The organism is Agrobacterium sp. CNPSo 3708, from assembly GCF_028674915.1.
Taxonomy (GTDB): Bacteria; Pseudomonadota; Alphaproteobacteria; order Rhizobiales; family Rhizobiaceae; genus Agrobacterium; species Agrobacterium cavarae.
Map to the genome: position 1 here is coordinate 840,220 of NZ_JAQZSF010000002.1, position 25,074 is coordinate 865,293.

Below are 25,074 nucleotides of genomic sequence, written 5' to 3' on the forward strand. Positions count from 1 at the left end.
GTTAAGGCGTCTAACAATGTCCTTGTTCCCAAGTACGACGGCGGCAACCGCCAGATACCTCATGGGAGACAGATGGCTCAGTCCATGGATGAGGCGAGCTTCGCGTCTTTAAACTGCGCGGTCTGGAGTCTAGAACTTCGCCCCGGCATCGAATCATGCGGACGGGAGAAGACAGTACCTATCTGCACCGATCCGCCGGCAGCGCTTTAAGGGCATGGCCGGAAGCATGAACGAACTCTTATCCCATTCCCCGACGCGCAGGGATAGGCCATGTCAGACGCGCTGATCAGATATTTTAATAAAGGTCGCGACGCAGAGCTTCGCGAGCGCGGCTAACGCGGCTCTTGATGGTGCCGATACGGCAGCCGCATAGATCCGCAGCGTCGGAGTAGCTGGTACCGTCCGCGATCAGGAGTAGAGCCTTCTTCTGGTCCGAATCCAGATCGCCTATAGCACGCATGACCTGTTGATGTTCGAGGCGCCATTCTTGGCTCGGGGGCGTGGACATCATTTTCTCTACACCCGCAGGCAGGCCGATGCGTTCTCGCTGAGCGACCTTATAACGGGTGCAGAATGTGTTGCGCATAATGGTGAACAGCCAGGACTTTAACGCTGTCCCCGGCGTGAACCGGTGGACGGCACGAAGCGCCCTTAGAATTGTTTCCTGGACGAGATCGTCAACCTCTCCTTCCGTCCGAACAAAACGGCGGGCGAAAGCAGAAAGCGCCGGGCTGAGATCGGCAATGCCCATTCTCAATTCGGCAAGCTGGTCCTCGGTGACAACCAATTCGGATGCGGTGCTGGCGTTTTGCATGTCCATATTCCCCTCCGTGGATACAGTTCATAATGCAGGGGGAAGGTCATTGTTGCTGTACGCCAGCGTACACACAGCGGTTGAATTAGAGAAAACTTAAGGAACGGAACAGGAATCTGACGGTTCGAAGCATCTTTTATGGCAGGATCACCGATGGGGAAAAGAGCCCTTCTATTGCCGGAATTGGAGCACGGCCCAAGCAAAACTGTGCCTCGGTCTTGCGATAACGACGTGCGTCCCGAAGACCTTCAACGCACGCCCTCGATCAGAGCCAATAACGCGAGATGGTGACGCACAATCTATGATTGAGTTCGCCTGCGCCTTCCTTCCAAGGCAGCCAGCGCTGCACCGGCGAGGATCAGCGGCAGGGCGGTGATGAAAGTGCTGGAGAGCGGCGACTTGAAGATCAGCAAGTCCGCCAGGACCGGCCACAGGATGGCGAGATATTCGAAGGGCGCCAGCAAGGATGCTTCGGCGTGTCGAAAGGCCATCGTCATGGCAATGTGCGCAAAGCCACCGAAAAGGCCGGCGAGAATGAGAAGTGAGAAACCTATGGGGTCCGGCATCACCCAGCCGAAAGGCACTGTGAAGAGACCGCCGATCATCGAGGCAATAACGAAATAGAAGGCGATCGCGCCCGGATTTTCCGTTCTGCTGAGACTGCGCACCATGATGAGGGCGAAGGAGGTCAGCACCCCCATCAGTAGACCGAGGAAATAACCCCACATTCGCGCGTCATCCATGACTCCGTGACCGATCTCCGGCCACACCAGCGTCACCACCCCGGCAAGCCCGAAAAGCACACCACCCACACGCCACTTGGTCAACCGTTCGGAGAGAAGCACCACACCAGCAACACTGGTGAAGGTTGGCGAGAGGTAGGTGAGAAGCGTCGCCTCCGCCAGGGGCAGGCGCGCAATGGAGGCGAAGGACGCAAACATCGCAGCAGCCCCAAGACTGGAGCGCAGCAAATGGCCGAAGGGGCGTCGCGTCGCTAACCCACGCGGAAATTCGTTGCGCCACCATAGAAAGATCACCAGCGGGATCAGCGCAAATGCCGAGCGGAAGAAGACGATCTGGCCGACAGGGACCTGACCGGAGGTCGCCTTGATGCAGATCGACATGGCTGCAAAGAGAAATCCCGAGAGAACCCGAAGACCGATGCCAAGCGTCTGGTTTTCGCTGATGGTTTTCACAAGAGTCCCCTGGACCGGAGATGCATGGTCGCTGCCACCCATTCAAACGCGATGTTCTATCGGAGAAACTGGATATGTGGCTTGGCGTGGAAGCGCGAGGCCTCGACGACGGCTTCAACCGAAAAGACGTTCCGCAAGAGATCCTGCGTCATCACCTCTTCCGGCGTTCCTGACGCCACGACCTTCCCCGTCTGCAGCACGATCAGGTGATCGCAGTACATGGCAGCATGGTTGAGATCATGGAGCGCGATGATGCTGGTGACCGGAAGCCCAGATACGAGGCGCAGAAGGCTGATCTGGTGGTGGACGTCCAGATGATTGGTGGGCTCATCGAGAATGAGCTCCTTCGGCGACTGCGCCAAGGCGCGGGCAAGATGAGCACGCTGCTTCTCGCCGCCCGAGAGGCTCTGCCAGGCATCGTTGCGTTTAGCGGTCATCTCTGTGCGCTCAAGCGCTTCACCCACAGCCGCATCGTCTTCCCGCGTCCAGCCGGAGAACATCGATTTATGGGGAAAGCGTCCCAGCTTGACGACGTCGATGACCTTCAGATTGACGTTCGTCGTGGCGTGCTGCTCGATGAAGGCGATACGCTGCGCAAGAGACTTGCGGCGGATCGTCCTGATATCCTTGCCGTCCAGAAGCACTTGGCCCGAATGGGGTTTCTTCAACCCGCTGAGCAGGCGAAGCAGCGATGTCTTGCCGGAGCCATTTGGCCCAAGAAGTCCAAGCATCTTGCCGGGCTCGACCGTGAAGGAAATGCCATCCACGATCGTCTTTGCGCCGACCTTCCACACCAGATTGTCCGCTGTGATACTCATGACGCGCGTTGCAGCCTGTAAAGGATGACGGAGAAGAACGGCACGCCGACCAGAGCCGTCACCACGCCGATGGGCAGAACCTGCTGCGGCACAAGCGTGCGCGAGGCGATATCGGCGAGCACCATGAAGATCGCCCCGGTGATGGCGCAGGCCGGCAAGAGCCGTGCGTGCAGCGGCCCGACGACGAAACGTGCTGCATGCGGAACCACCAGACCGACGAAGCCGATCGTCCCCACCATACTGACGATGGTGGCGGTGATGACCGCGGTCAGCGCAAAGAGGATGATGCGCGTGCGCCCGACATTGACACCAAGTGAGGCGGCCGCCTCATCGCCGAAGGCAAAGGCATCCAGCACGCGCGCATGGAACAGGCAGCAGATCAGACCGAGACCGACGACGATGGACACGAGACCGACATCCGGCCAACGCACGCCACCGAAGCTGCCGAGAAGCCAGAACATCACGTCGCGGGCCTGCTGGGCATTGCCGGAAGTGGTGACCACATAGGATGTGGCGGCATTGAAAAGCTGAGCGGCTGCAACACCCGCCAAGATCGTTCTGTCTGCGCCGCCGCGCGCACCATTGGACAGAATGGCGACCAGGAAGAATGCTGCAAAGGCGCCGACGAAGGCACCGAGAGACAGCGACACCGCGCCGGCACCGATCCCGAGAATGACGACGGCTACGGCACCTGTCGAGGCGCCAGCGGAAATGCCGAGAACATAGGGCTCAGCCAGCGGATTGCGCAGCATCGCCTGCATGATGGCGCCGCACATGGCCAGGCCCGCGCCACAGAAGACGGCCACGAGAGCGCGGCTCAGCCTGTATTCCCAGATCACCGCCTCATGGATGCGGCTGATCTCGACCGACGTCCAGCCGAGCTTGTTGGTGATGGCGGCATAGGTGGTCGAGAGCGGAATTGGTAGATCGCCAATCCCGACACTGATGCCGACCACGAGGGCAATCGCCGCGAAGCACGCAAGATAGAGCGTTACGGAGGCAACAAGCCGCCGCATCCCGCTACCTGATCGATCCTTCGCCGCCACCGAACTCACTTCAGGCCGAGGGTCTTCAACTGCTGAGCAATCTGCTCGGCACCGTAGATCGTCTGAACGCTTGGGTTCATCGCCTGTGCCGGCATGATGACGAGCGCCTTGTTCTTGACGGCATTCATCTGGCTGGTGGCAGGGTCGCTATTAAGGAACTTGATCTTGGCATCTGCCTTGTCGAGTTCCCAGCGATTGCGGTCGACCTGCGTCACGACGATGACATCGGGATTGGCGGCGATGATCGTTTCCCAACCGATAGCCGGAGATTCGGTTTCGGTGGTAATGGCATTGGTGCCGCCCAACAGATCGGCGATATAGCCCGACGGGCTGTTCTTGCCGCCGAGATAGGCGTCAGCCGATGGCGACGGGCTGGAGAACCAGAAGACATAGGAAAGCTTCTTGCCATCCTTCGGCGCATCAGCACGCAATGCAGCTTCGCGCTTCTTCAGGTCGGCGATGACGGCCTGACCCTTGTCGGCCACGTCAAATATCTGCGAGAGATCGTCGATCTCCTTATACAGCGTCTCCATGTTCCAGAGTTTGGAGCGATTGCCATAACCGGACTTGTCTTTGGACATGTCGTCCAGCGCGCACATGCTGGGCGAAAGATAGGTGGAGATGCCAAGCTTGTCGAAATCTTCGCGCTTCGCCACCTTGCTGGTGGGGCCGACGAGCGTCGGCAAGGCGGCGGTCACAAAGTCTGGGTTCTGTGCAAGAATGGATTCGAAGGTTGGAAACTCGACGGTCAAAACCTTTACTTTGGCGTTTGCCTCTGCGACCTGCGGCAGAACCTTGTTCGGCCAGAAGGCAGTGCCGACCATCTTGTCCTGAAGACCAAGCAGCAGCATGATCTCGGCACTGTTCTGACCGAGTGCCACCGCACGCTCAGGCGCCTTGTTGAAGGTAACCGTGGCGCCGCAATTTTCGATCGTCAGAGGATAGGTCGTCGCAGCCGTCGCCGGGGTTGCCGCAAACCCTGCAAATGCACAAAATCCCACAGCCGCAAAAAGACGCTTCATCATCACCCAAAATCCCGTTGAACGCGGCTCCCGCCGCACAATGCCTGCGCCTATAATCACCTCTCCTTGTACAAAACAAGACCGTTTGCTTCATATTATGGTGTCGGGATTTTTCCTGTTGATATTAAGATCAGCCCAGTTCGCGTCGTTGCAACAGCCTATTGACGCATTGAACGAAATCCATACTATATCTGGTATTCAAGGTTCTTCCGATTCTGTCGGAAGCGAAGATGGGAATACGGTGCGCGAAGCCAGCGATGGTGGAGCAATGCCGCAGCTGCCCCCGCAACTGTAAGCGGCAAGCATTCTCTCAAACGCCACTGAAACATTAGGTTTCGGGAAGGCGAGATGAATGTGACGACCCGCGAGCCAGGAGACCTGCCTTGAGTCAGTACGTCCACCGGCGGGGTGCCCGGAAGGTCGCGAATGCGTACGGGATGACCCTGTGTGCCTCGCTTCGCCATGCCTCCGCGTAGAGCCACTTCGGGGTGAAGTCCTATGATTATGAGTTCAGTCTTTTATCCGTTGGAGTAACCGGCGTCTGAGGCATGGTGCACAGAAGCGTTCATCGCTTTTGCTATCGAGCCATGCGACGGCACTGCCCGGCAGACCTCGGCTTTGCGTTCAACCCTGTTTTTAAACCATCGCGCGCGTCATGGCGCGAGAGCGATTTCCCATGCCTTTTTTCCAACGAGGATCAAAATGAGCATCACCGTCTACAGCAAGCCTGCTTGCGTTCAATGCACTGCGACCACCCGCGCGCTCGACCGTCAGGGTCTCGACTACACGATCGTTGATGTCTCGACCGACGAGCAAGCCTATGAGCGGGTGCTCGGTCTTGGTTATCGCCAGGTGCCGGTCGTCATTGCCGGCGAGACGCATTGGGGGGGCTTTCGGCCCGATATGATCAGCACGCTTGCATCGTGACGAAGACTATGGCGGGGGAGATTGTCTACTTCTCGACGCGCTCGGAAAACACACATCGCTTCGTGACCAAGCTCGACACCCCTGCCCGCCGCATCCCGATCAGCGCTGCTGAAACTCTCCATGTTCCAAGCCCATTCGTCCTCATCGTCCCGACCTATAGCGGCGAGAACGGCAAGGGCGCGGTTCCCAAACAGGTCATTCGCTTCCTCAACGATGCGAGTAATCGAGCAAACCTTCGCGGCGTCATTGCTGCGGGCAACAGCAATTTCGGCGCAACCTTCGGGATCGCCGGCGACATCATCTCCGCCAAATGCGGCGTGCCCTATCTCTATCGCTTCGAGCTGATGGGGACGGGTGAGGACGTCGTCAATGTCAGACAGGGATTGGAAAGATTTTGGACACGTTGACACTCGAGAGGCCCCTAAAGCAGTCGGACGCGGCAGTGCTGGATTACCGTGCGCTGAATGCGATGCTGAACCTTTACGATGAGGATGGCCGGATTCAGCTGGACAGGGATAGGCTGGCTGCGCGCCAGTACTTTCTCCAGCACGTGAACCAGAACACGGTGTTCTTTCACAATCTGCGCGAAAAGCTCGATTATCTTTTGAGTGAAGGCTATTACGAGCAGACGGTGCTGGACCAGTATGCCTTCAACTTCGTCCGCGATCTCTTCGACCATGCCTATGCGAAGAAATTTCGCTTCCCGACATTCCTCGGGGCTTTCAAATACTACACGTCCTACACGCTGAAGACCTTTGATGGAAAACGGTATCTGGAGCGGTACGAGGACCGCGTCTGTATGGTAGCGCTGGCACTGGCACGCGGCGACGAAACCCTGGCTCGCGGCCTGGTGGATGAGATGATCTCCGGCCGTTTTCAGCCCGCAACTCCGACATTTCTCAATGCGGGAAAGAAGCAGCGCGGAGAGCTCGTGTCATGCTTCCTGCTGCGCATGGAAGACAATATGGAATCGATCGCCCGCGGTATCAACTCGGCCTTACAACTCTCAAAGCGCGGCGGAGGGGTGGCCCTTTCACTGACCAATCTTCGTGAAGCCGGTGCGCCGATCAAACAGATCGAAAACCAGTCCTCCGGCGTCATTCCGGTGATGAAGCTGCTGGAAGATTCCTTTTCCTACGCCAACCAGCTCGGCGCGCGCCAGGGTGCAGGCGCCGTCTATCTCAACGCCCATCACCCCGACATCATGCGTTTTCTCGACACCAAGCGCGAAAATGCCGACGAAAAAATCCGCATAAAAACGCTGTCGCTCGGCGTCGTCGTTCCGGATATCACCTTCGAGCTCGCCAAGAACAATGAGGATATGTACCTCTTCTCGCCCTATGATGTGGAACGCATCTACGGCGTTGCCTTCAGCGAAATTTCGGTAACGGAAAAATACCGCGAGATGGTCGCCGATAGCCGGATCCGCAAAAAGAAAATCAAGGCGCGCGAGTTCTTTCAGGTGCTGGCCGAAATCCAGTTCGAAAGCGGCTATCCCTACATCATGTTCGAGGACACGGTGAACCGCGAGAACCCGATTGCCGGGCGCATCACCATGAGCAATCTCTGCTCGGAAATTCTCCAGGTCAGCGAGCCCAGCACCTATGAAGCCGACTTGTCGTACGAAACGACGGGCAAGGACATTTCCTGCAATCTCGGCTCTCTCAACATCGCAGCGGCGATGGATTCGGACGATTTCGGCAGGACGGTCGAGACCGCGATCCGCGCTTTGACGGCCGTCTCCGACATGAGCCATATCGCCTCCGTGCCATCCGTTGCCAAGGGCAACGCAGAGAGCCACGCGATCGGCCTCGGCCAGATGAACCTGCATGGCTATCTGGCCCGCGAGCGGATTTTCTATGGCTCCGAAGAAGGTGTGGATTTCACCAATATCTATTTCTACACGGTGACCTATCACGCGCTGAAGGCTTCCAATCGCCTGGCAGTAGAGCGTGGTCAGCGCTTCAAGGGCTTTGAACAGTCCAAATATGCGAGCGGCGACTACTTCGACAAGTACACGCAAAAGGAATGGAAGCCGTCAACGGCGCGCGTTGCCGATCTGTTCGAAAAGGCCGGTATTCACATCCCGACACAGGAAGACTGGCTGGAACTGAAGCAGGCTGTGATGGAGGGTGGGCTGTACAATCAGAACCTCCAGGCGGTGCCGCCGACCGGCTCGATTTCCTACATCAACCACTCGACCTCCTCCATCCACCCGATCGTCTCGAAAATCGAAATCCGCAAGGAAGGCAAGATCGGCCGCGTCTATTATCCGGCTGCTTTCATGACCAACGACAATCTCGAATACTACCAGGACGCCTACGAGATCGGGCCTGAGAAGATCATCGATACCTATGCCGCAGCCACGCAGCACGTGGATCAGGGATTGTCGCTGACCTTGTTCTTCCGCGACACCGCCACGACACGCGATATCAACCGCGCCCAGATCTATGCCTGGAAAAAGGGCATCAAGACCATCTACTACATCCGCCTTCGCCAAATGGCGCTGACCGGCACGGAAGTGCAAGGTTGCGTCTCCTGCGCCCTCTGATCATTCGGTAACAACCATGAACATCCAACTGAAGACCACGGCGCCAAAGGCTGCCACCGCGATCCGCGCGATCAACTGGAACCGCCTTGAGGACGACAAGGACCTCGAGGTGTGGAACAGACTGACGGGCAATTTCTGGCTACCGGAAAAGGTGCCGCTCTCCAACGACATCCCCTCCTGGGCAACGCTGAAGGCGGAAGAGCAGCAATTGACGATCCGCGTCTTCACCGGACTGACACTGCTCGACACGATCCAGAACGGCGTCGGCTCGGTCCGACTCATGGAAGATGTGGCGACACCGCATGAAGAGGCGGTGCTTTCCAACATCTCCTTCATGGAGGCCGTGCATGCCCGCTCCTATTCGTCGATCTTCTCGACGCTATGCTCCACGCCGGATGTGGACGATGCCTATCGATGGTCGGAAGAAAACGAGTTCCTCCAGCGCAAATCGTCCCTGATCCTGGAGCAATATGCCTCTGACCATCCATTGAAGAAAAAGGTAGCGTCTGTCTTCCTCGAAAGCTTCCTGTTCTATTCGGGCTTTTATCTGCCGATGTACTGGTCGAGCCGCGCCAAGCTCACCAATACGGCCGACATGATCCGCCTCATCATTCGCGACGAGGCGGTGCACGGCTACTATATCGGCTACAAATTCCAGCGCGCGGTCGAACGTTTGCCAGAGGCGGCGCGCCAGGAGATCAAGGATTTCGCATTTGATCTGCTGCTGGAGCTTTATGACAATGAAGCGCGATACACGGAAGCGCTTTACGACGGCGTCGGCCTGACCGAGGACGTCAAGAAGTTCCTGCACTATAATGCTAACAAGGCGCTGATGAATCTCGGCTACGAGGCACTGTTTCCGCCGGAGGCCTGTAAGGTCAATCCGGCCATCCTTTCAGCGCTGTCGCCCAATGCCGACGAGAACCACGACTTCTTCTCCGGCTCCGGCTCTTCCTATGTCATCGGTAAAGCAGTCGCCACAGAGGATGAGGACTGGGATTTCTGAAGCGCCGCGCGTCCTGTAGGACGCACGAAGGACGCCTTACCTTTTTTGAATCGACGCATCGGCGCGAAAATCAAGCCTGATTTTCACGCTGATGCGTTGTGGACAGTCCGCCTCGCAGCCTCAGGCATCTCCAATCTGCTTGAGAGAGTGCCTGAGACGTAGAGTAGTAGCGTGTCCCAACCGCGAACGATCGCGACAATCATAATGGCAGCAAGTGTGAGAAATGCGCCGCCAAACCTTGTTGGATCAGCGTGCCTGTGTCCACTCCGGCAGCCAGTCGCGGTGGGCTACGAGAAGGTCATCCACCATCGACCAGATCTGATCAAGGTCGAGTTCCGCCGCCGTATGCGGATCCATCATCGCCGCGTGATAGATGTGCTCGCGGTTTTCGCTCATCATCGCCCGGACCGTAAGTTCCTGGACGTTGATGTTGGTGCGCATCAGCGCTGTCAGTTGCGGTGGCAATTCGCCGATGAAGGTTGGCTGCACGCCGTTATGGTCGACGAGGCAGGGCACTTCTGCGGCGCAGTTATAAGGCAATGAGGTTATGCAGCCATTGTTGCGCTGGTTTCCGTAGATCACCGAAGGCTCGCCGGTCCACACCGAGTTGATGATCGAAGAGGCATATTCCTTCGATTGCTTGACCTCGATCTTGTTCGCCGAGCGATAGGCGGCCGCCTCACCCTTCCAGCGTTCGATCTGCTCGATACAGCGCTTCGGATATTCATCGAGCGGAATGCCGAACTTCTCGATCAGGTCCTCACGGCCCTCCTTGATGAAATAGGGCGTGTATTCCGCGAAGTGCTCGGAGCTTTCGGTGACGAAGTAACCGAGGCGCGTCAGCATCTCGTAGCGGACCTTGTTGGGGCAGCGCGGGTTCCAGCCGGGCTTCGGGGCGCGGCCTTCGCGGTAGCCGCGCACCAGATCCGGGTACAGGTTCTTATAGCTGCCATCCGGCTGGCGGTGTTCGAACTCAAGAAAGAACGCCATGTGGTTGATGCCAGCGGAGCGGTAGCGAATTTCCTCGTAGGGAATATCGAGATCGAGTGCCAGTTCCATCGCCGTTCCCTGAACGGAGTGGCAGAGCCCCACCTGGCGGATCGTCGGATATTTCTCCGCGATCGCCCAGGTATTGATGGCCATCGGGTTCACATATTGCAGCATGATGGCGTTCGGGCAGACCTCGAGCATGTCCTCGCAGATCTTCCACAGATGCGGCACGGTGCGCAGACCACGCATGATGCCGCCCACACCAAGCGTGTCGGCAATCGTCTGGCGCAGACCATATTTGCGCGGCACCTCGAAGTCGGTGACGGTGCAAGGCTCATAGCCGCCGATCTGGAAGGCGACGACGACAAAATCGGCATCCGTCAGCGCTTTTCTCTGATCGGTGAAGGTTTCCGCCTTGGCGCTGACGCCGAGCGTCGAGATCAGCTTGTTGACGACGATGGCGCTCTCGTCCAGCCGCTGCTGGTTGATGTCCATCAGCGCAATGCGGGCGCCGGACAAAGCGGGGCGCTGCAACACGTCGCCGATGATATTTTTCATGAACACCGTGGACCCTGCCCCGATGAAAGCGATCTTGGGATTTCTTGTCATTTCTTTCTCCACTCTCGGAAATTATGCGATTTCGAACGCAGCCCGGACCAGCCGCTGCGTGTATTCGGTCTTGGGATTAGATAGGACCTCCTCGACGGACCCCTGCTCCACGATCTGCCCGCGCTGCATAACGATGACGCGGTGGCAAAGAGCCCGCACGACCTTCAGGTCGTGCGAGATGAAGAGGTAGCTCAAGCCCTTCTCATCCTGCAGCTTGCGCAAGAGATCGATGATCTGTGCCTGCACAGAGAGGTCGAGCGCCGATGTCGGCTCGTCCAGCAACAGGAACTCGGGCTCGAGCGCGATCGCACGCGCGATCGCGATACGCTGGCGTTGCCCGCCGGAGAACTCATGCGGAAAGCGATTGGTGACATTGTCGGGAAGTCCCGCATCTCTGAGAGCCGCCCGCACGCGATCCAGCCGCTCGGCGCTGTTGGCGCCGATATTATTGACGACCAGCCCCTCACCGATGATCTGACCCACCGTCATGCGCGGATTGAGCGATGAAAATGGATCCTGAAACACCACCTGCATGCGTGAACGTAAGGGACGCATGCCGTCGCGATCCTTGTCGTGGATCGGCTGCTTGTCGAAGAAGATTTCCCCGCCCTCATTGCTGATCAGTCTTGTCAGCGCCTGCCCAAAGGTCGTCTTGCCGGAGCCGGATTCGCCGACGAGCCCGAGGGTTTCATGTCGCCTGAGGTCGAGCGACAGGCCATCCACCGCAACGAGATCGTGAAATACAGGACGGAAAAAGCCGCCGCTGCGCAGACCAAACGATACCCGGACATTCTTACCTTCGAGCAGGATGGGTTGGTCGTCAGACAGTGGCTTGGCTCGGCCGCGTGGCTCCGAGCCAAGAAGATGGCGCGTGTAAGGGTGCTGCGGCGCCTCGAAGAGCGCGGCTGTGGTATTGTGCTCCTGTAGCAGACCCTTCTGCATGACATAGACATAGTCGGAGAAGCGCCGCACCACCGTCAGATCATGCGTGATGAGGACGACTGCCATGCCGTGCTTCTGCTGCAAATCGCGCAGCAGATTGAGGATTTGCGCCTGCACGGTAACGTCGAGCGCGGTCGTCGGCTCATCGGCGATCAGCAGGTCCGGATTGTTGGCAAGCGCCATGGCAATCATCACGCGCTGGCGCTGTCCGCCGGATAGCTGGTGGGGATATTGATCGATCCTGAGTTCTGGATCAGGGATGCGCACTTCGGCCAGAAGTGCGATGGCCTGCTTGCGCGCCTCCGACTTGCTGACCCGGCGATGCGCACGGATGGCTTCGGCAATCTGCGTGCCGATGGAGTAGAGCGGATTAAGCGAGCTCATCGGCTCCTGGAAGATCATCGATATCCGGCTGCCGCGCAGCAGGCGGCGTTTGTCGCGCGAATATTTCAGAATGTCTTCGCCGCGAAACTTCACCCGCGTATCGGGACTGACGGTGGCGCGCTTGGACAAGAGCCCCATGACCAGACGTGCCGTGACCGATTTTCCCGAACCGGATTCACCGACGATCGCAATCGTCTCGCCGCGGTATAGCTGGAACGAAATATCCTGAACGGCAGAGACTTGGCCATGCTCGGTCTTGAAGTTGACACCGGCGTGGCGAACATCAAGAAGCGGCTCGTCGGCATGCAGCGCTGCGTCGAGACGAAGTTCGGGGATGAGGTTTTGTGTCATCGTCATCTCTTTCTCGGCTCAATAGGGATCGATTGCATCGCGAAGACCATCACCCAGCGCATTGAAGGCGAAGACGGTAACCAGCACGAAGCCGACAGGTGCGAGGATCCAGGGGTAGGAACCGATGACCGAATAATTGGCCGTATCCTGAAGCATCAAACCCCAGGAAATCAGCGGCGGCTTCACCGCAAAGCCAAGGAAACCAAGGAAGGATTCCAGAAGTACGATCGTCGGAATGTTCAGCGTCACCGCCACGATCACATGGCTCATCACATTCGGAAAAATGTGCTGGAAGATGATGCGCCGGTCGGTCGCCCCGATCGCGATCGCCGCCTTCACATATTCGATACGCGCAAGTGCGAGCGTCTTACCACGCACTTCGCGCGACATCTGCGCCCAACCGAGCGCCGACATGACCACGATGACGAAGCCGAGAAAGACATTGGTGGGTGCAGTGACGGGGATCAGCGATGTCAGCGCCAGATAAAGCGGCAGTTGCGGGAAGGCGAGCACGAGCTCGACAAATCGCTGCGTCCATGTGTCGAAGGCACCGCCAAGATAGCCGGAGACCATGCCGACGGTCGTGCCGATCGCGGTGACGATGGTGACGACGGTCAACGCAATCATCAGCGAGATGCGCGAGCCGTAGATCGCGCGGGAGAGAATGTCTCGACCAAGCTTGTCCGTACCGAGGAAGTGAATGGGCTTGCCATCCGTCGAGCCGAAGAAGTGGATCGTGGACGGAATGATGCCGAACAGCTTGTACTCGAAGCCGGTCACGAAGAAGCCGAGGACCCGGGGGTTCTCATAGTCCGGTCCGCTGATGGGCTGGAACGTGATGGGATCGAGCTTTTCGGAATCGACGATCGGATAGACGCGGGGCATGACCAGATTGCCTTCCTGGTCATGGATCGAAATCGATTCCGGCGGCATGAAGGAATCTTCCGATAGCATCGGATCGACGGGGGCCAGGAAGCCCGCGAAGACCGCCATGATGAGAAGTGCGCAGACGAGCACGAGGCCAAGCATGCCGGTGAAAGACCGCCGGAAGCGGCGCCAGACCAGAGCCTGGTAGCTTTCGCTGCCTGTTGGTGCAGTCTTTACGGTCGGCTCGATTGTGGTTTCGGCTGGAACCAACATGGTCACGCTCCTCCCAGTTTGATACGTGGATCAAGCGCTGCCAGCAGCATGTCGGCGATGATGTTGCCGACGATCAGTGTGGCGGCGAGCACCAGCATGAAGGTGGCTGTCACATAGACATCGCCCACATGCATGGAACCAACGATGGCTGGTCCGACGGTCGGCAGCGCGAAGATGATCGCAACCTCGATTTCGCCGGTCAGCATGTAGGGCAGAACCACGCCCTGATACATGATGAGCGGATGGAGCGCATTGGGCACGGCATGGCGCATGACGACGGCACTTTCGCGCAGGCCCTTGGCCCGCGCCGTCTCGATATATTGCGCATTCAGCGTATCGAGCAGATTGCCGCGCATGACGCGCATATTGTAGGCAAGCCCGCCAAAGGTGGCGATGGCGACCACGGGCCAGACATGCTTCACCAGATCGACGAACTTGTCCCAGGACCAGGGCGCGCCGCCATAGCGTGGCGAGAAGAAGTTGCCGATTTCGCTGATGTTGAAATGGAAGACCAGGAGATAGACCATGATCAGCGCCATCAGAAAGCGCGGAATGGTCATGCCGAGAAAGGCGATGCCGGAGAGGATCGTATCCACCCAGCTATATTGGCGTGTCGCCGCAAGAATACCGAAGCTGATGCCGAGGATGGATGCCAGGATGTGGCAGACGAGCGCAAGGATCAGCGTGCGCGGCAGACGTTCTGCAACAATCTCGCCGACGGGGCGGTTGTAGTACATGCTGTAGCCGAAATCGCCCTTCGACACCATATTCCAGATCCAGTTGAAATACTGGATGACGATCGGCTTATCGAGACCGTGGGCAACGGCATAGGCCTTGGCCTGAGCATTGGCCTGCTCGAAGGACGCGCCCCCGAGATTCATAAGCTGCGACCGGATATAATCTGCATAGTTGCCGGGCGGCGCCTGGATGATCGCAAATGTCACGATGCTCAGGATCAGAAGCAACGGGATTGCGGACAGAAGGCGGGTAACCAGAAACCTCAACATAAGAACTTCTCCTCGAGGGGACGGTGGCGGTCCGCGGTGTTATAGCCGACAAACCGCCACCACTTAGAGCGCCGTGCGTCCTGGAGGACGCACAAAGGACGCTCTAACTTTTTGAATCTACGCGTCGGGCTTTCCGAAAATCGGAATCGATTTTCGGGCCGATGCTGTAGGTTCCACGCCCCGCCTGATGCTGCGGGGCGCAGAGCCGGGAGGAAACGCTTACTTCTGCGGACCGTCACCGCCAGGCTTGCCTGGCAACATGTCCTTGAAGAGCTGGTAGTCACCCTGATCGGCTGCCGGAACATAGAGGCGTTCGCGGATGATCGAGTCTTCGGCCCAGTTGAACATGTAGATCGGCGCACCGTTCGGCACGTTCTTGAAGCGCTTGTTGATGATCAGAGCACCGGGATATTCCACAAGACCGACCGTGTTGACGTTGGTCGTGTAGATTTTCTGATACTGCTTGATCAGTTCGGCCTGCTCCTTCGGGTCGCTTGAGATGACGAACTTGTTGATCGTATCAGCCAGTTCCTTCTCGAATGGCATCAAGTCGAGCTCATTCTTGTTGTTAGCGCGGTGGAACCAGCTGGTGCGCGGACCGGTGGGAGCGAGCTGTGGCGTGTTCTGCACGACGGACGCGAGTTCTGCCTGGGTGCGGTGTAGCGACCAGTCGAACTTGCCACCAAAGTTTGCCGCATCGCGATCCTTGCTGGCCTGGGCGTTCAGCACCACACGAATGCCGAGCTTCTGCATCTGAGCGATGACGCCTTCGCCAAGACTCTTGTCTGTCGTGTAGTCATTGCTGACGAGCATCGAGATTTCGACATCCTTGCCGCCGGCAGTCCCTGCCGGGAAGTTGACGATGCCATTGCCATCGGTGTCCTTCAGACCGGCTGCAGCAAGCTCCTTCTTGGCGCCTTCAAGATCGAAGGGGTAGTAGAGGGTCGACTGACGATCGTAGAAATTCGAGCCGGAAAGGATACCACCGGCATAGGTCGCGACGAACGGTCCCTTGACGAGAGAATCGCCCAGTTCCTTGCGGTTGGTTGCCATGGTGATGGCTCGACGGAAGTGCTCGTTTCGGTTCAGTTCGCGAATGGCCTGTTGGCGGGCATCCGGATCGCCCCAGCCGTTGGCGGAGAAATTCATCTCGATGTTGTAGCCGATCAGGCGCGGTCCGAAGGCAAGTCTTGCGGGAGCGTCCTTCTGGGCGGAGCGCTTGAGCGACTCCACGAAGTTTTCCGGCTGCTCGAGATTGGAAATGTCGCCGGAGCCTGCAACTGCCTGAACGTCACGGTCGGCCCAGGTCGAGAGCTTGTAGTGCGTCTCATCCAGGTAAGGGAGCTGGTTGCCCTTTTCGTCAACCTTCCAGTAGTAGGGATTGCGGCGAAGGACGATGATGTCGTCCGGACGATACTCGACCGGGACCCACGCGCCCATGACAGGGAAGTTCATGTAGCTCGGCGGGAATGCGTTCTTGTACTGCTCGTAGGTGTTCTTCGAATACTTAGGATGCTGCGGCTTCAGCATATGGGCAGGACCTGGGCAGAAGGTGCCATAAGCCATATTGTAGATGAACTGCTTCGGAAACGCGTCCTTGAAGGTCCATTCAATCGTGTATTTGTCGATGGCTTTCAGCGTCGTGCCGGCGCCGAAGGTCTCCTGGGTGGCACCGTTCAGCGGCGAGACGTTCGGATCGAGGACGTTATCGTCCCAGTAGAACATCACGTCATCGGAGGTGAAATCCTGGCCGTCAGACCACTTCGCACCCTCGATGAGCTTCATGGTCAGCTTGTGGCCGTCCTTGGACCATTCCCAGCTTTTTGCGAGGTTCGGCAGCGGCTGAAGGTCGTCTGCCTTGACCTGGAAGAGAGGGCCCGTGCGCGTCAGGCACTCGAAGAGACCGATGTCGATGCCGCCCCATCCCTGGTTCTGACCGGCCCAATAGTTCCAGCCTTCCGGACGACCACCGATGACATGACGCAGCGTATCGCCATAAACGCCCACACCATCCGGCATGTTGCCGATCTTGTAGACCATCGGCTCTTTCGGCAGGCGATCCTTGACGGGAGGCAGCTTCTTCTGGTCGACGAACTGCTTCGTTACCCAGGAAGGCTCATGATATTCCGGCAGCGCCTTATATTCGAGGATGGCCGAGCCATCCACATATTGGACCTTGGTCTGCGCCGGAAAGTCCGGCGGCTGCGGCACGACGGTCAGTTCCGACGCCATGGCGCCATATGCCAACGCGGACACGCCGACAAGAAGGGCGGCCGTTTTCACAAAATATCGGTTTGTCATCCTCACTCCCCTTTTTGAACAACGGGCAATACCCGCCGTGGCTCTTTGAACCGGGCCTCCCGCCCGGTCTTATCGACGGCCCTCCTCAGGGCCGTCTGATCTCTATGCGGCGATCAGCTTGCCTGCTTGATGGCACGCAGCTCCTCGACGGAGCGAACGGCGCGACGCGCTGACCCTTCCCAATCGCGGGTCTTGACCGTTGCGTTCTTCAAGCGCTCGCGCGCGGCTGGAACGGCATCGGCATATTGTGGCAGCCACTGGGCCTGCGCCACGACCATTTCGTCGACCATCTGCCAAACCTCTTCCGGGGTGGATACCGCACCCACCAGCGGATCATGCAGCACGGCAAGCTTCAAGAGGTCGATATCGCCGGTCACCGCTGCGTGCACCGACATGCGCTGAACATTGATGGACGCCATGCAGGTCGCCGCACAGGCTTCCGGCAGAGTGATCCCTGAGACCATGTTGATACCGAAGCGATCAACGAAGCCGGGCGACTCGATGATCGCATCCGAAGGTAGATTGCTGATGACACCATTGTTCTTGACGTTGAAGTGGCCACGATAGACGCGTCCGGTCTCCAGAGCCTCCAGAATATGGCTGGCATGTTCATTGGAGCGCTTGGCCGGATCGATCGGCTTGTCGGCTGCCGCCAGGAACTGTGGGAACTCCGTTTCGAACCAGTTGCGCGTTTCCGTCGAGTAACGCAGGTAACCACCGGTTTCGCCGTGGATCCAGTCCGACATGTCGATCCAGCGGGAGATTTCTTCCGGCCGCTTACGATACCATGGCAGATATTCCGACAGATGTCCGTTGCTTTCGGTGGAATAGACGCCGAACCGCTTCAAGACGTCGATGCGAAGCTTTTCCTGCTGCGAGAAAACCGGATGGGCTTCAAAGGCAGCAATCAGCTCCTCCTTGCCGATCTTGCGACCATTAAGACGCAGGTCGACAAACCATGTCTGGTGGTTGATGCCGGAGCAGATGTAGTCGAGCTCGGAAAGCGATTTTGCGCCCAGAACTTCGGCAATCTGTTCGGCGCCATGCTGGACACCGTGGCAAAGACCGACAGTGTCGACCTTGCCATATTCGATGGCCGCCCATGTGTTCATTGCCATCGGGTTGGCGTAGTTCAGGAACTTCGCATTCGGGGCAGCCACTTCGCGAATGTCGCGGCAGAAATCGAGAATGACCGGAATATTGCGCTGGCCATAGAGAATGCCGCCTGCGCAGATCGTATCGCCGACACACTGGTCGATACCGTATTTGAGCGGAATGCGAATATCCTCGGCATAGGCTTCCAGACCACCGACGCGCACGCAGCTGATGATGTATTTGGCGCCTTCCAGCGCACGTTTACGATCCGTGTGCGCGGTGACCTTCACCTTGAGGCGGTTGGCTTCAACGATCTTGTCGAGAATGGCCTTGATCATATCGAGATTGTGCTGGCTGATATCCGTCAGTGCCACCTCGATATCGTGAAACTCCGGTACGCACAGAACATCGGTAAAGAGCTTTTTTGTGAAGCCGACGCTCCCCGCCCCGATTATAGCGATTTTGAAACTCATAACGCCACCTCTTTTTCAAATAGAAAGGGTGAAACGGGCCAAAGGATTCTCGCGTCACAAAAACTCAGATGACCTTCCATCTCATTGGAAAATCAGAATTATTGACTGTATCTTTCTTAAAAAATCCTGCTGGCTGTCTCCTCTGCGGGCGATTATGCGTATAAAGATGGTCAATGCCAGAGAAGGATTATGCTTTAATGGGTAATTTTGTGCTGCAAGATTTGATCGACCAAGGCCCTTGCATGCGCGCCGTTTCCCTGCCGCGCGGCCGCCAGACGCTTCATACGATGCCGACCAGCAGCGGGTACGAGATTCGCCGCGGCGGAAATTACGACTGGGATGGGCGAAAGCGTGGACAGACGCCATTCACAGTCCTGCAATATTGCATCAGCGGTTCGGGCAATCTGCGCTACGACAATCGTCGCTACCTGGTGAAGCCCGGCGAGACGTTACTGCTTCTTATTCCCCACAATCACCGTTACTGGTTGGAAGAAGGCCAGGAATGGGAGTTTTTCTGGATCTCCATGAATGGCGAGGAGGCGCTGCGTATTCACCGCAACATCCTCGCCGTCACCGGCCCGATCCTCAAGTTGAAGACGCAGACGATCGATCAACTGGCAAGCTGCTGCTCTCGCCTCGTCAACGGCGCAGAAACGCCGGGAGCGGCTTCCGCAGCCGCCTACGAAGCGGCGATGACGCTTTATGATGATGTCTTCGGTTCGCATCCCTCTTTCGGCGGCGAATATCGTACCATGCAGCAGGTGCTCAGCTATATCGACGGGCATCTCAATGAACGCCTCTCGGTCAATGATCTCGCAGCCGTTGCTGGTCTGAGCCGCGCGCATTTTTCGCGGATCTTCACGGCGAATGAAGGGGTGCCGCCGGCGGAATTCGTTCTGCAGAGGCGGCTGCGTCGCGCTGCAAAACTTTTGACCTCGGCGGCGGACATTCCCATCAAGGAAGTCTCCGTGCTTTGCGGCTTTGACGACCCGAACTATTTCTCAAAGGTGTTTCGCAGGCTTTACGGCGCCAACCCAAGCGAATTTCGCACCAGCGGCATGTATCCAAGCGCGCCCCAGAAATAAAGCATGCCGTCGTAGAGAGAGATACTGCCATGCGGCACCCTTGGCGCAGCCTCCACATGGCCGCTTCCAAACATATTTCTGAAATCACACAGTTATGAAGTATCAACTTCTGTCCTAAGACGGGTTTTTACACTTTTGCCTTGTCAGTCTCATCGAGAGCGAGGCGAGTCAGTAAATCGGTCGGTCAACTCTCTGTCGCGCGATTGCGTTGTAGAAGGCGTGGAGACCGAAGATCAGCTCAATATGCTGACCGAAATGGGCTGCAACCTGATCCAGGGCTACATATATTCCCGCCCGCTGAAAGCCATCGACGTTCAACCCTTCCTGGACCAGCAGGTCCGGACGGATGTCGTGGCCGTCGGCTAACGAAGCCAAAGCATGCTGTAGCTCAAGAGGTCTCAGTTCCGCGGTGCGTTATTCTCGACCGGCCGCGGTGATGGCAACGGAACATCGGCAGCAGCGGCCTCATTCTGCCAGGTCGTGATGCGGTGAACGATGCCAGGTATTTCATCATTGAGGTAGCTTGGCTGGCCGGGAAGCCCCATCGGATACATCGCCTCACGCGACGCTTCATATTGAACGCTTTGATTGGTGCAAAGCCGTAATCTCATATCTTCCGGCTTCACCTCGGGTCTGTTGGCGATCGACTCCACGGTGCCGAAGCTCGGGGAAAGCTGCCCTTCAAAGCCCTCGTCCAGATATTTTGCAGAGCGTTCGTTGCGCTCGCGCTCGGTGGTCGCGCCCATCACCACCACCATGAGGCGGCGGTTGTCGCGCCTGGCGACACCGACAAAGTTGCGCCCAGATGCGCAGAGAAACCCGGTCTTCATACCGGTGGTGCCGCGGTAGCGGGTCAGGAGCAAATTGTTGGATGGGATTTCCTTGCCGTTGATTGATACGGCAGAGACCTGGAAGAAGTTCTGGAACTGCGGGAACTGCTGTTCGATGGCGAGCCCCAAAATGGCGAGATCGCGTGCGGTGGTGTAGTTATTCTTGTCGAACAATCCGTTCGGATTGGAAAAATGCGTCCCCGTCATGCCGAGGCGCCGGGCTGCTTCGTTCATCTTCTCAACGAAAGGTGCCTCCCCATGGCCCACCCGTTCCGCGACGGCCATCGCAACATCATTGGCTGAGGCGACGATCATGGCATAAAGAGCGTCCTCCAGCGTCATCGCCTGACCTTGAGACAGACCGGACTCCAGAAACGCTTCGCTGACGGATTTCTTCGTCATGGTGACAGGCGTGGAGAGCGAAATCTCGCCATCACGCAAGGCCTCGAAAGTCAGAAACGCCGTCATCAACTTGGTTGTCGACGCGGGATACCAGGGAATGCCGGCATCTTCCTGAACGAGCACCTGATGGGTATCGGCATCCAGCACAAGCACCGGAGTAGCATTTGCAGCAATCGGCGCGGCAAACAAGGATCCCAACAAAACGGAGCCGATCAGTCTTTTCATCTTACTGCACATCCAATGTCTTGCAAAAGCGGTCCCCATATCAGCTAAACGATCCGGATGCCACCTGAGCAAAGATGGCCGAGCATGTTAGCTGATATGCAATAAAGACATATCGAAAGTTTTTAATTTTGAGAATTTGGAGCGGGCGAAGGGATTTGAACCCTCGACCCCAACCTTGGCAAGGTTGTGCTCTACCCCTGAGCTACACCCGCTCAAAGTCCGACGGTTCGGGGTAGATCGCTGAACCGCGGGTCGCCATCATGCGGCAACGGGCGCTATATCGCTCAACCGACTTTCAAATGCAAGAGATAAATGCAGAGAGAGTACGATATATCTTTTGTACACCAGCGACCAGCCGTTTGCGCCACAAAAGCGGATTGCGACATAGTCTTTGGCGACGAACGAGAATGAACATTGAAAAGAGAGATTTGGAGCGGGCGAAGGGATTTGAACCCTCGACCCCAACCTTGGCAAGGTTGTGCTCTACCCCTGAGCTACACCCGCTCAAAAATCCAACGGTTCGGGGTAGATCGCTGAACCGTGGGCGCCGTCTTGCGGCGACGGGCGCTATATCGCTCAACCGATTTTCAAATGCAACAGGGAAATGACGAAAACCGGAAGAAAAATTTACGCCTCATCGCAAGCATCGGAAAAGGCTGCTCTTTTGCGGGCTTCACGGCAGAATGGATTGCAAAAGCGGTGTGTCGGGCCTATTCACTTTGTCAAAGACAGACGAAATCCGGCAGAGGCACGCAGTGATGGTTGCAGAGCATTCCCCCAAGACGGCGCAGGATCTTTTCAGCTTTCTCGATGGCCTTGGCATAAAACACACGACCACGCAGCATCAGCCGGTCTTCACAGTCGCTGAATCGGAATCCCTGCGCGATTTGATCCCCGGTGGCCACACGAAGAACCTTTTCGTCAAGGACAAGAAGGACCAGTATTTCGTTCTGACCGTCGAAGAAAACGCGACGGTGGACCTGAAGACGGTTCACAAGACCATCGACGCCGCCAGCAAGGTGTCCTTCGGCAAGCCGGAAAAGATGCTGGACTATCTGGGCGTCGTTCCAGGTTCGGTCACCGTCTTCGGCGCGATCAACGATACTGACAATCAAGTGACCTTCGTGCTTGATAGCGAGTTGATGAAATCCGACCTGATCAATGGCCACCCGCTGACCAACGACGCGACGACGACGATCGGCCGTGACGATCTCGTGCGCTTCCTGGAGGCGACGGGGCACACGCCGCTGATCTTGAAAGTCACGGAATAAACCACGATCTGTGCGGTATGAGCGCACCGGCACGAGATGATATTGGAGACGAGATATGAGCGGAATGGATAACCCTTACGGAGCCTCGCTCGGAGGTCAGATGACGGGTTCGGCAAGCTTCGGCGGCGGACAATCCGGCGCTCAAGGCTCCTATATCAAGGATACGACGACCGCGAATTTCTCCAAGGACGTTATGGATGAATCGCGCCGGCAGCCGGTGCTGGTGGATTTCTGGGCGCCGTGGTGCGGCCCGTGCAAACAGCTGACGCCCGTTCTGGAAAAGGTGGTCAATGAAGCGGGCGGACGCGTCAAGCTGGTCAAACTGAACATTGACGATCATCCAGCCATCCCCGGACAGCTCGGCATTCAGTCCATCCCCGCGATCGTCGCATTCGTCGACGGCAGACCGGTCGATGGTTTCATGGGTGCCGTTCCGGAAAGCCAGATCCTGCAATTCATCGAGAAGCTCGCAGGACCGGCAGGCGATGATCAGGAGGCCGAAATCGAGGCGGCGCTCGCCGAGGCAAAACAGCTGCTGGAGGCCGGCGATTTCCAGAATGCCGCCCAGCTCTTCGGCGCCGTGATGCAGGCTGATCCTGAAAATGCCGCCGCTGTCGCCGGCATTGCCGAGTGCATGATCGCGGTCGGGCAATATGAGCGCGCCAGCGAGCTTCTGTCGGCCCTGTCGGAAGAACTTTCCAAGGACGCAGCCGTGCAGGCGGCGTCGAAAAAGCTGGCGCAGTTCGAAGAAGCCCGCAAGCTCGGCGATCCGTTGGCCTTGCAGCAAGCCCTACAATTGAACCCGGACGATCACGCATCAAGGCTGAAGTTCGCCAAAATCCTGAATGCGCAGGGCAAACGGGAAGAGGCCGTCGAAGAGTTACTGACCATCATGCGCAAGGATCGGACCTTTGAAGACGACGGCGCGCGCAAGCAGCTGGTGGAGTTTTTCGAGACCTGGGGTTTCAAGGATCCGGCCAGCATTTCCGGTCGCAGAAAGCTCTCCTCCATACTCTTTTCCTAAAACCGTCTTGCGCTTTGCCGACCCGCTCCTCATCTAGATTGGAGCGGGAACGATGAGACATAAGGAATCCCTCCGATGCATGTCGGAAATGCGAGATATCTGAAAGAAAGCGATCTACCCGAGACTATTCCTGTTTTTCCCTTGCCGGGCGCCTTGCTGCTGCCGGAAGGGCACCTGCCGCTGAACATCTTCGAGCCACGCTATCTGGCGATGTTCGACGCGGCCATTGCAAGCCACCGACTGATTGGCATGGTCCAGCCCGCCCTGCAGGCTCTTGAAGCCGGAACCGAAGGTGGCGCACTGAGCCCCATCGGCTGCATCGGTCGCATCACCTCATTTTCCGAGACCGGTGACGGCCGCTACGTCGTGTCGCTGACAGGCGTCTGCCGCTTCAGGCTGCTGGAGGAGATCGAAGAGAAGACGCCTTACCGCGTGTTCAAGCAAGCTCCTTTCATTGCCGATCTCTCCGGTGAAGATGGGGAAGAAGATATCGATCGTGCCAATCTCTTGCGCATCTTCCGCAATTTCCTTGAATCGAACCAGTTGGAAGCGGATTGGGACAGCGTCGAGCGCGCGGGAAATCGCGTATTGGTCAATTCGTTGTCGATGATGTCCCCCTTTGGACCGGCGGAAAAGCAGGCTCTCTTGGAGGCTCCTGATCTGAAATCCCGCGCTGACGCACTGATCGCCATCATGGAGATCGTGCTGGCTCAGGGCGGGGCAGAGGGTGGTGTCATCCTGCAATGAGCCACAACCATGGATGAAAAGCTGAGCAAGGTCGATCCGAAGCTTCTGGATCTTCTGGTCTGCCCTTTGACCAAGGGCAGGCTCACTTATGACCGAGAACATCACGAATTGATTTCTGAGCGCGCCAAGCTGGCCTACCCGATCCGCGACGGCGTGCCGATCATGCTGATTTCGGAAGCGCGCAAGATCGAAGACTGACGACCTCAAGTCGCCCCTTCAGACTGACAGTACGCTTCCAATAGACGGCGCGGCACACAGCATTCGCTTGCCTCATGCTTGGGAACCGGTACTCCCCCCCACACGTTCGATCTTTGACGACAATCGTCACATTGCGATGAGGAGTTCGACCGATGGAAGACAAAAACGCCCGCGAGGCGATCGAAGAAAAAAACGTGAAGACCGAGCGCAATGAAGATATTCCCGCTGCCGGTCCGCACGCCAAAAAGCATCTGACCGACAACAGCAAGACGCCAGGTGCCGGCTCCCTCCCGGACGAGGACGACAACGAGGTCAATCCCGGGGCGGGCTAACCTTTAGGTAAAGTATTAGTATGGCTTCTGGCCGCGGCGATCACAAATTTTATGAACGTTGCGGCCATAACAGTGATGGGTCAACAAGCGGCCTGCTGCATCGGCCCGACGACCGAACACGAATTTCCAATATCGCGCACATTGCTCTGGTCGTCCATTTAATGGGCAGCCACTGATCGCTCATGGCACCAGCAAAAAATACGGTCTTTTTTTAACGCTTTTTCAAAGCTTGATTGCAAAAGTCTCCTCTGCCGGAAAACCGATAATAATCAACGGCATAATAATAAT

The 25,074-nt window shown here is 57.4% G+C and carries 23 protein-coding genes, 2 tRNA genes and 1 riboswitch; of the genes, 11 read left to right on the forward strand and 14 right to left on the reverse strand.

Features of this window, described 5'->3' with window-relative positions; translation table 11 throughout:
- Positions 1–295: 295 nt before the first annotated feature.
- The 5 genes from PVA19_RS06820 to PVA19_RS06840 all read right to left on the reverse strand — a co-directional run bounded on the left by PVA19_RS06820 (position 296) and on the right by PVA19_RS06840 (position 4,899).
- Positions 296–814 (reverse strand): sigma-70 family RNA polymerase sigma factor, encoded by a 519-nt coding sequence (locus PVA19_RS06820; RefSeq protein WP_062424532.1) that lies wholly within the window; start codon positions 812–814, stop codon positions 296–298.
- A 299-nt stretch (positions 815–1,113) separates the two neighbouring features.
- Positions 1,114–2,010 carry a DMT family transporter gene (locus PVA19_RS06825; protein WP_200951718.1) on the reverse strand — a complete coding sequence of 299 codons (897 nt, stop codon included), beginning with the start codon at positions 2,008–2,010 and terminating at the stop codon, positions 1,114–1,116.
- 56 nt (positions 2,011–2,066) lie between these two features.
- Positions 2,067–2,828: an ABC transporter ATP-binding protein gene (locus PVA19_RS06830; RefSeq protein WP_274101725.1), complete on the reverse strand. Its 762-nt coding sequence runs from the start codon at positions 2,826–2,828 to the stop codon at positions 2,067–2,069.
- On the reverse strand, positions 2,825–3,844 hold the full coding sequence (locus PVA19_RS06835) for a FecCD family ABC transporter permease (RefSeq protein ID WP_112953307.1): 1,020 nt from the start codon (positions 3,842–3,844) through the stop codon (positions 2,825–2,827). The genes PVA19_RS06830 and PVA19_RS06835 overlap by 4 nt, the downstream gene beginning before the upstream one ends.
- 35 nt (positions 3,845–3,879) lie before the next feature.
- A complete protein-coding gene (locus PVA19_RS06840; protein WP_062443887.1) occupies positions 3,880–4,899 on the reverse strand; it encodes an ABC transporter substrate-binding protein in 1,020 nt (339 codons plus the stop codon).
- A gap of 181 nt (positions 4,900–5,080) precedes the next feature.
- Positions 5,081–5,296: riboswitch (cobalamin riboswitch) on the forward strand.
- Between the two features lie 302 nt (positions 5,297–5,598).
- On the opposite strand from PVA19_RS06840, the gene nrdH reads away from it, so the two are divergent.
- The 4 genes from nrdH to nrdF are packed head-to-tail and all read left to right on the forward strand — an operon-like array spanning position 5,599 to position 9,380.
- Positions 5,599–5,823 carry a glutaredoxin-like protein NrdH gene (nrdH, locus tag PVA19_RS06845; RefSeq protein ID WP_062423697.1) on the forward strand — a complete coding sequence of 75 codons (225 nt, stop codon included), beginning with the start codon at positions 5,599–5,601 and terminating at the stop codon, positions 5,821–5,823.
- Positions 5,824–5,831: 8 nt separating this feature from the next.
- Entirely contained in the window at positions 5,832–6,230 is a 399-nt protein-coding gene (nrdI, locus tag PVA19_RS06850; protein ID WP_062443883.1) for a class Ib ribonucleoside-diphosphate reductase assembly flavoprotein NrdI, read from the forward strand.
- On the forward strand, positions 6,218–8,374 hold the full coding sequence (gene nrdE / locus PVA19_RS06855) for a class 1b ribonucleoside-diphosphate reductase subunit alpha (RefSeq protein WP_274101727.1): 2,157 nt from the start codon (positions 6,218–6,220) through the stop codon (positions 8,372–8,374). Before nrdI ends, nrdE begins: the two co-directional genes overlap by 13 nt.
- A gap of 16 nt (positions 8,375–8,390) precedes the next feature.
- The gene (nrdF, locus tag PVA19_RS06860) at positions 8,391–9,380 is read left to right on the forward strand and encodes a class 1b ribonucleoside-diphosphate reductase subunit beta (RefSeq protein WP_113261423.1); all 990 of its coding nucleotides are present in this window, start codon (positions 8,391–8,393) and stop codon (positions 9,378–9,380) included.
- Between the two features lie 246 nt (positions 9,381–9,626).
- Here the strand turns inward: nrdF and PVA19_RS06865 are convergent, their stop codons facing one another.
- The 6 genes from PVA19_RS06865 to PVA19_RS06890 all read right to left on the reverse strand — a co-directional run bounded on the left by PVA19_RS06865 (position 9,627) and on the right by PVA19_RS06890 (position 18,672).
- A complete protein-coding gene (locus PVA19_RS06865; protein ID WP_112358983.1) occupies positions 9,627–10,979 on the reverse strand; it encodes an alpha-glucosidase/alpha-galactosidase in 1,353 nt (450 codons plus the stop codon).
- A 21-nt stretch (positions 10,980–11,000) separates the two neighbouring features.
- Positions 11,001–12,662, reverse strand: coding sequence for an ABC transporter ATP-binding protein (locus PVA19_RS06870; protein WP_274101728.1), 1,662 nt, complete (start codon positions 12,660–12,662; stop codon positions 11,001–11,003).
- A 12-nt stretch (positions 12,663–12,674) separates the two neighbouring features.
- Positions 12,675–13,796 carry an ABC transporter permease gene (locus PVA19_RS06875; protein ID WP_113179906.1) on the reverse strand — a complete coding sequence of 374 codons (1,122 nt, stop codon included), beginning with the start codon at positions 13,794–13,796 and terminating at the stop codon, positions 12,675–12,677.
- Positions 13,797–13,798: 2 nt separating this feature from the next.
- Positions 13,799–14,803, reverse strand: coding sequence for an ABC transporter permease (locus PVA19_RS06880; protein WP_274101729.1), 1,005 nt, complete (start codon positions 14,801–14,803; stop codon positions 13,799–13,801).
- Between the two features lie 219 nt (positions 14,804–15,022).
- A complete protein-coding gene (locus PVA19_RS06885) occupies positions 15,023–17,104 on the reverse strand; it encodes an ABC transporter substrate-binding protein (protein WP_274101730.1) in 2,082 nt (693 codons plus the stop codon).
- 113 nt (positions 17,105–17,217) lie between these two features.
- Positions 17,218–18,672, reverse strand: a complete 1,455-nt coding sequence (locus tag PVA19_RS06890; protein WP_113273815.1) for an alpha-glucosidase/alpha-galactosidase — start codon at positions 18,670–18,672, stop codon at positions 17,218–17,220.
- A gap of 197 nt (positions 18,673–18,869) precedes the next feature.
- On the opposite strand from PVA19_RS06890, the gene PVA19_RS06895 reads away from it, so the two are divergent.
- Together PVA19_RS06895 and PVA19_RS06900 are read left to right on the forward strand one after the other, a co-directional pair.
- Positions 18,870–19,757: an AraC family transcriptional regulator gene (locus PVA19_RS06895; RefSeq protein ID WP_274101731.1), complete on the forward strand. Its 888-nt coding sequence runs from the start codon at positions 18,870–18,872 to the stop codon at positions 19,755–19,757.
- A 135-nt stretch (positions 19,758–19,892) separates the two neighbouring features.
- Positions 19,893–20,123, forward strand: coding sequence for an EAL domain-containing protein (locus PVA19_RS06900; protein ID WP_274101732.1), 231 nt, complete (start codon positions 19,893–19,895; stop codon positions 20,121–20,123).
- 32 nt (positions 20,124–20,155) lie between these two features.
- On the opposite strand, the gene PVA19_RS06905 is transcribed toward PVA19_RS06900, so the two are convergent.
- The 3 genes from PVA19_RS06905 to PVA19_RS06915 all read right to left on the reverse strand — a co-directional run bounded on the left by PVA19_RS06905 (position 20,156) and on the right by PVA19_RS06915 (position 21,718).
- On the reverse strand, positions 20,156–21,214 hold the full coding sequence (locus tag PVA19_RS06905; protein WP_274101733.1) for a D-alanyl-D-alanine carboxypeptidase family protein: 1,059 nt from the start codon (positions 21,212–21,214) through the stop codon (positions 20,156–20,158).
- Positions 21,215–21,351: 137 nt separating this feature from the next.
- Positions 21,352–21,426: transfer RNA gene (locus PVA19_RS06910), tRNA-Gly, on the reverse strand.
- 217 nt (positions 21,427–21,643) lie between these two features.
- Positions 21,644–21,718: transfer RNA gene (locus tag PVA19_RS06915), tRNA-Gly, on the reverse strand.
- Positions 21,719–21,972: 254 nt separating this feature from the next.
- On the opposite strand from PVA19_RS06915, the gene PVA19_RS06920 reads away from it, so the two are divergent.
- The 5 genes from PVA19_RS06920 (at position 21,973) to PVA19_RS06940 (ending at position 24,786) form a co-directional block, all read left to right on the forward strand.
- On the forward strand, positions 21,973–22,485 hold the full coding sequence (locus PVA19_RS06920; protein WP_062443855.1) for a prolyl-tRNA synthetase associated domain-containing protein: 513 nt from the start codon (positions 21,973–21,975) through the stop codon (positions 22,483–22,485).
- 55 nt (positions 22,486–22,540) lie between these two features.
- Positions 22,541–23,509 (forward strand): thioredoxin, encoded by a 969-nt coding sequence (gene trxA / locus PVA19_RS06925; RefSeq protein WP_274101734.1) that lies wholly within the window; start codon positions 22,541–22,543, stop codon positions 23,507–23,509.
- Between the two features lie 75 nt (positions 23,510–23,584).
- Positions 23,585–24,256 (forward strand): LON peptidase substrate-binding domain-containing protein, encoded by a 672-nt coding sequence (locus tag PVA19_RS06930; protein ID WP_162693867.1) that lies wholly within the window; start codon positions 23,585–23,587, stop codon positions 24,254–24,256.
- Between the two features lie 9 nt (positions 24,257–24,265).
- Positions 24,266–24,454 carry a Trm112 family protein gene (locus PVA19_RS06935; RefSeq protein ID WP_027674673.1) on the forward strand — a complete coding sequence of 63 codons (189 nt, stop codon included), beginning with the start codon at positions 24,266–24,268 and terminating at the stop codon, positions 24,452–24,454.
- 152 nt (positions 24,455–24,606) lie between these two features.
- Complete coding sequence (locus PVA19_RS06940) at positions 24,607–24,786, forward strand: hypothetical protein (protein WP_062423683.1); 180 nt, start codon at positions 24,607–24,609, stop codon at positions 24,784–24,786.
- The last annotated feature ends 288 nt before the right edge of the window (positions 24,787–25,074 follow it).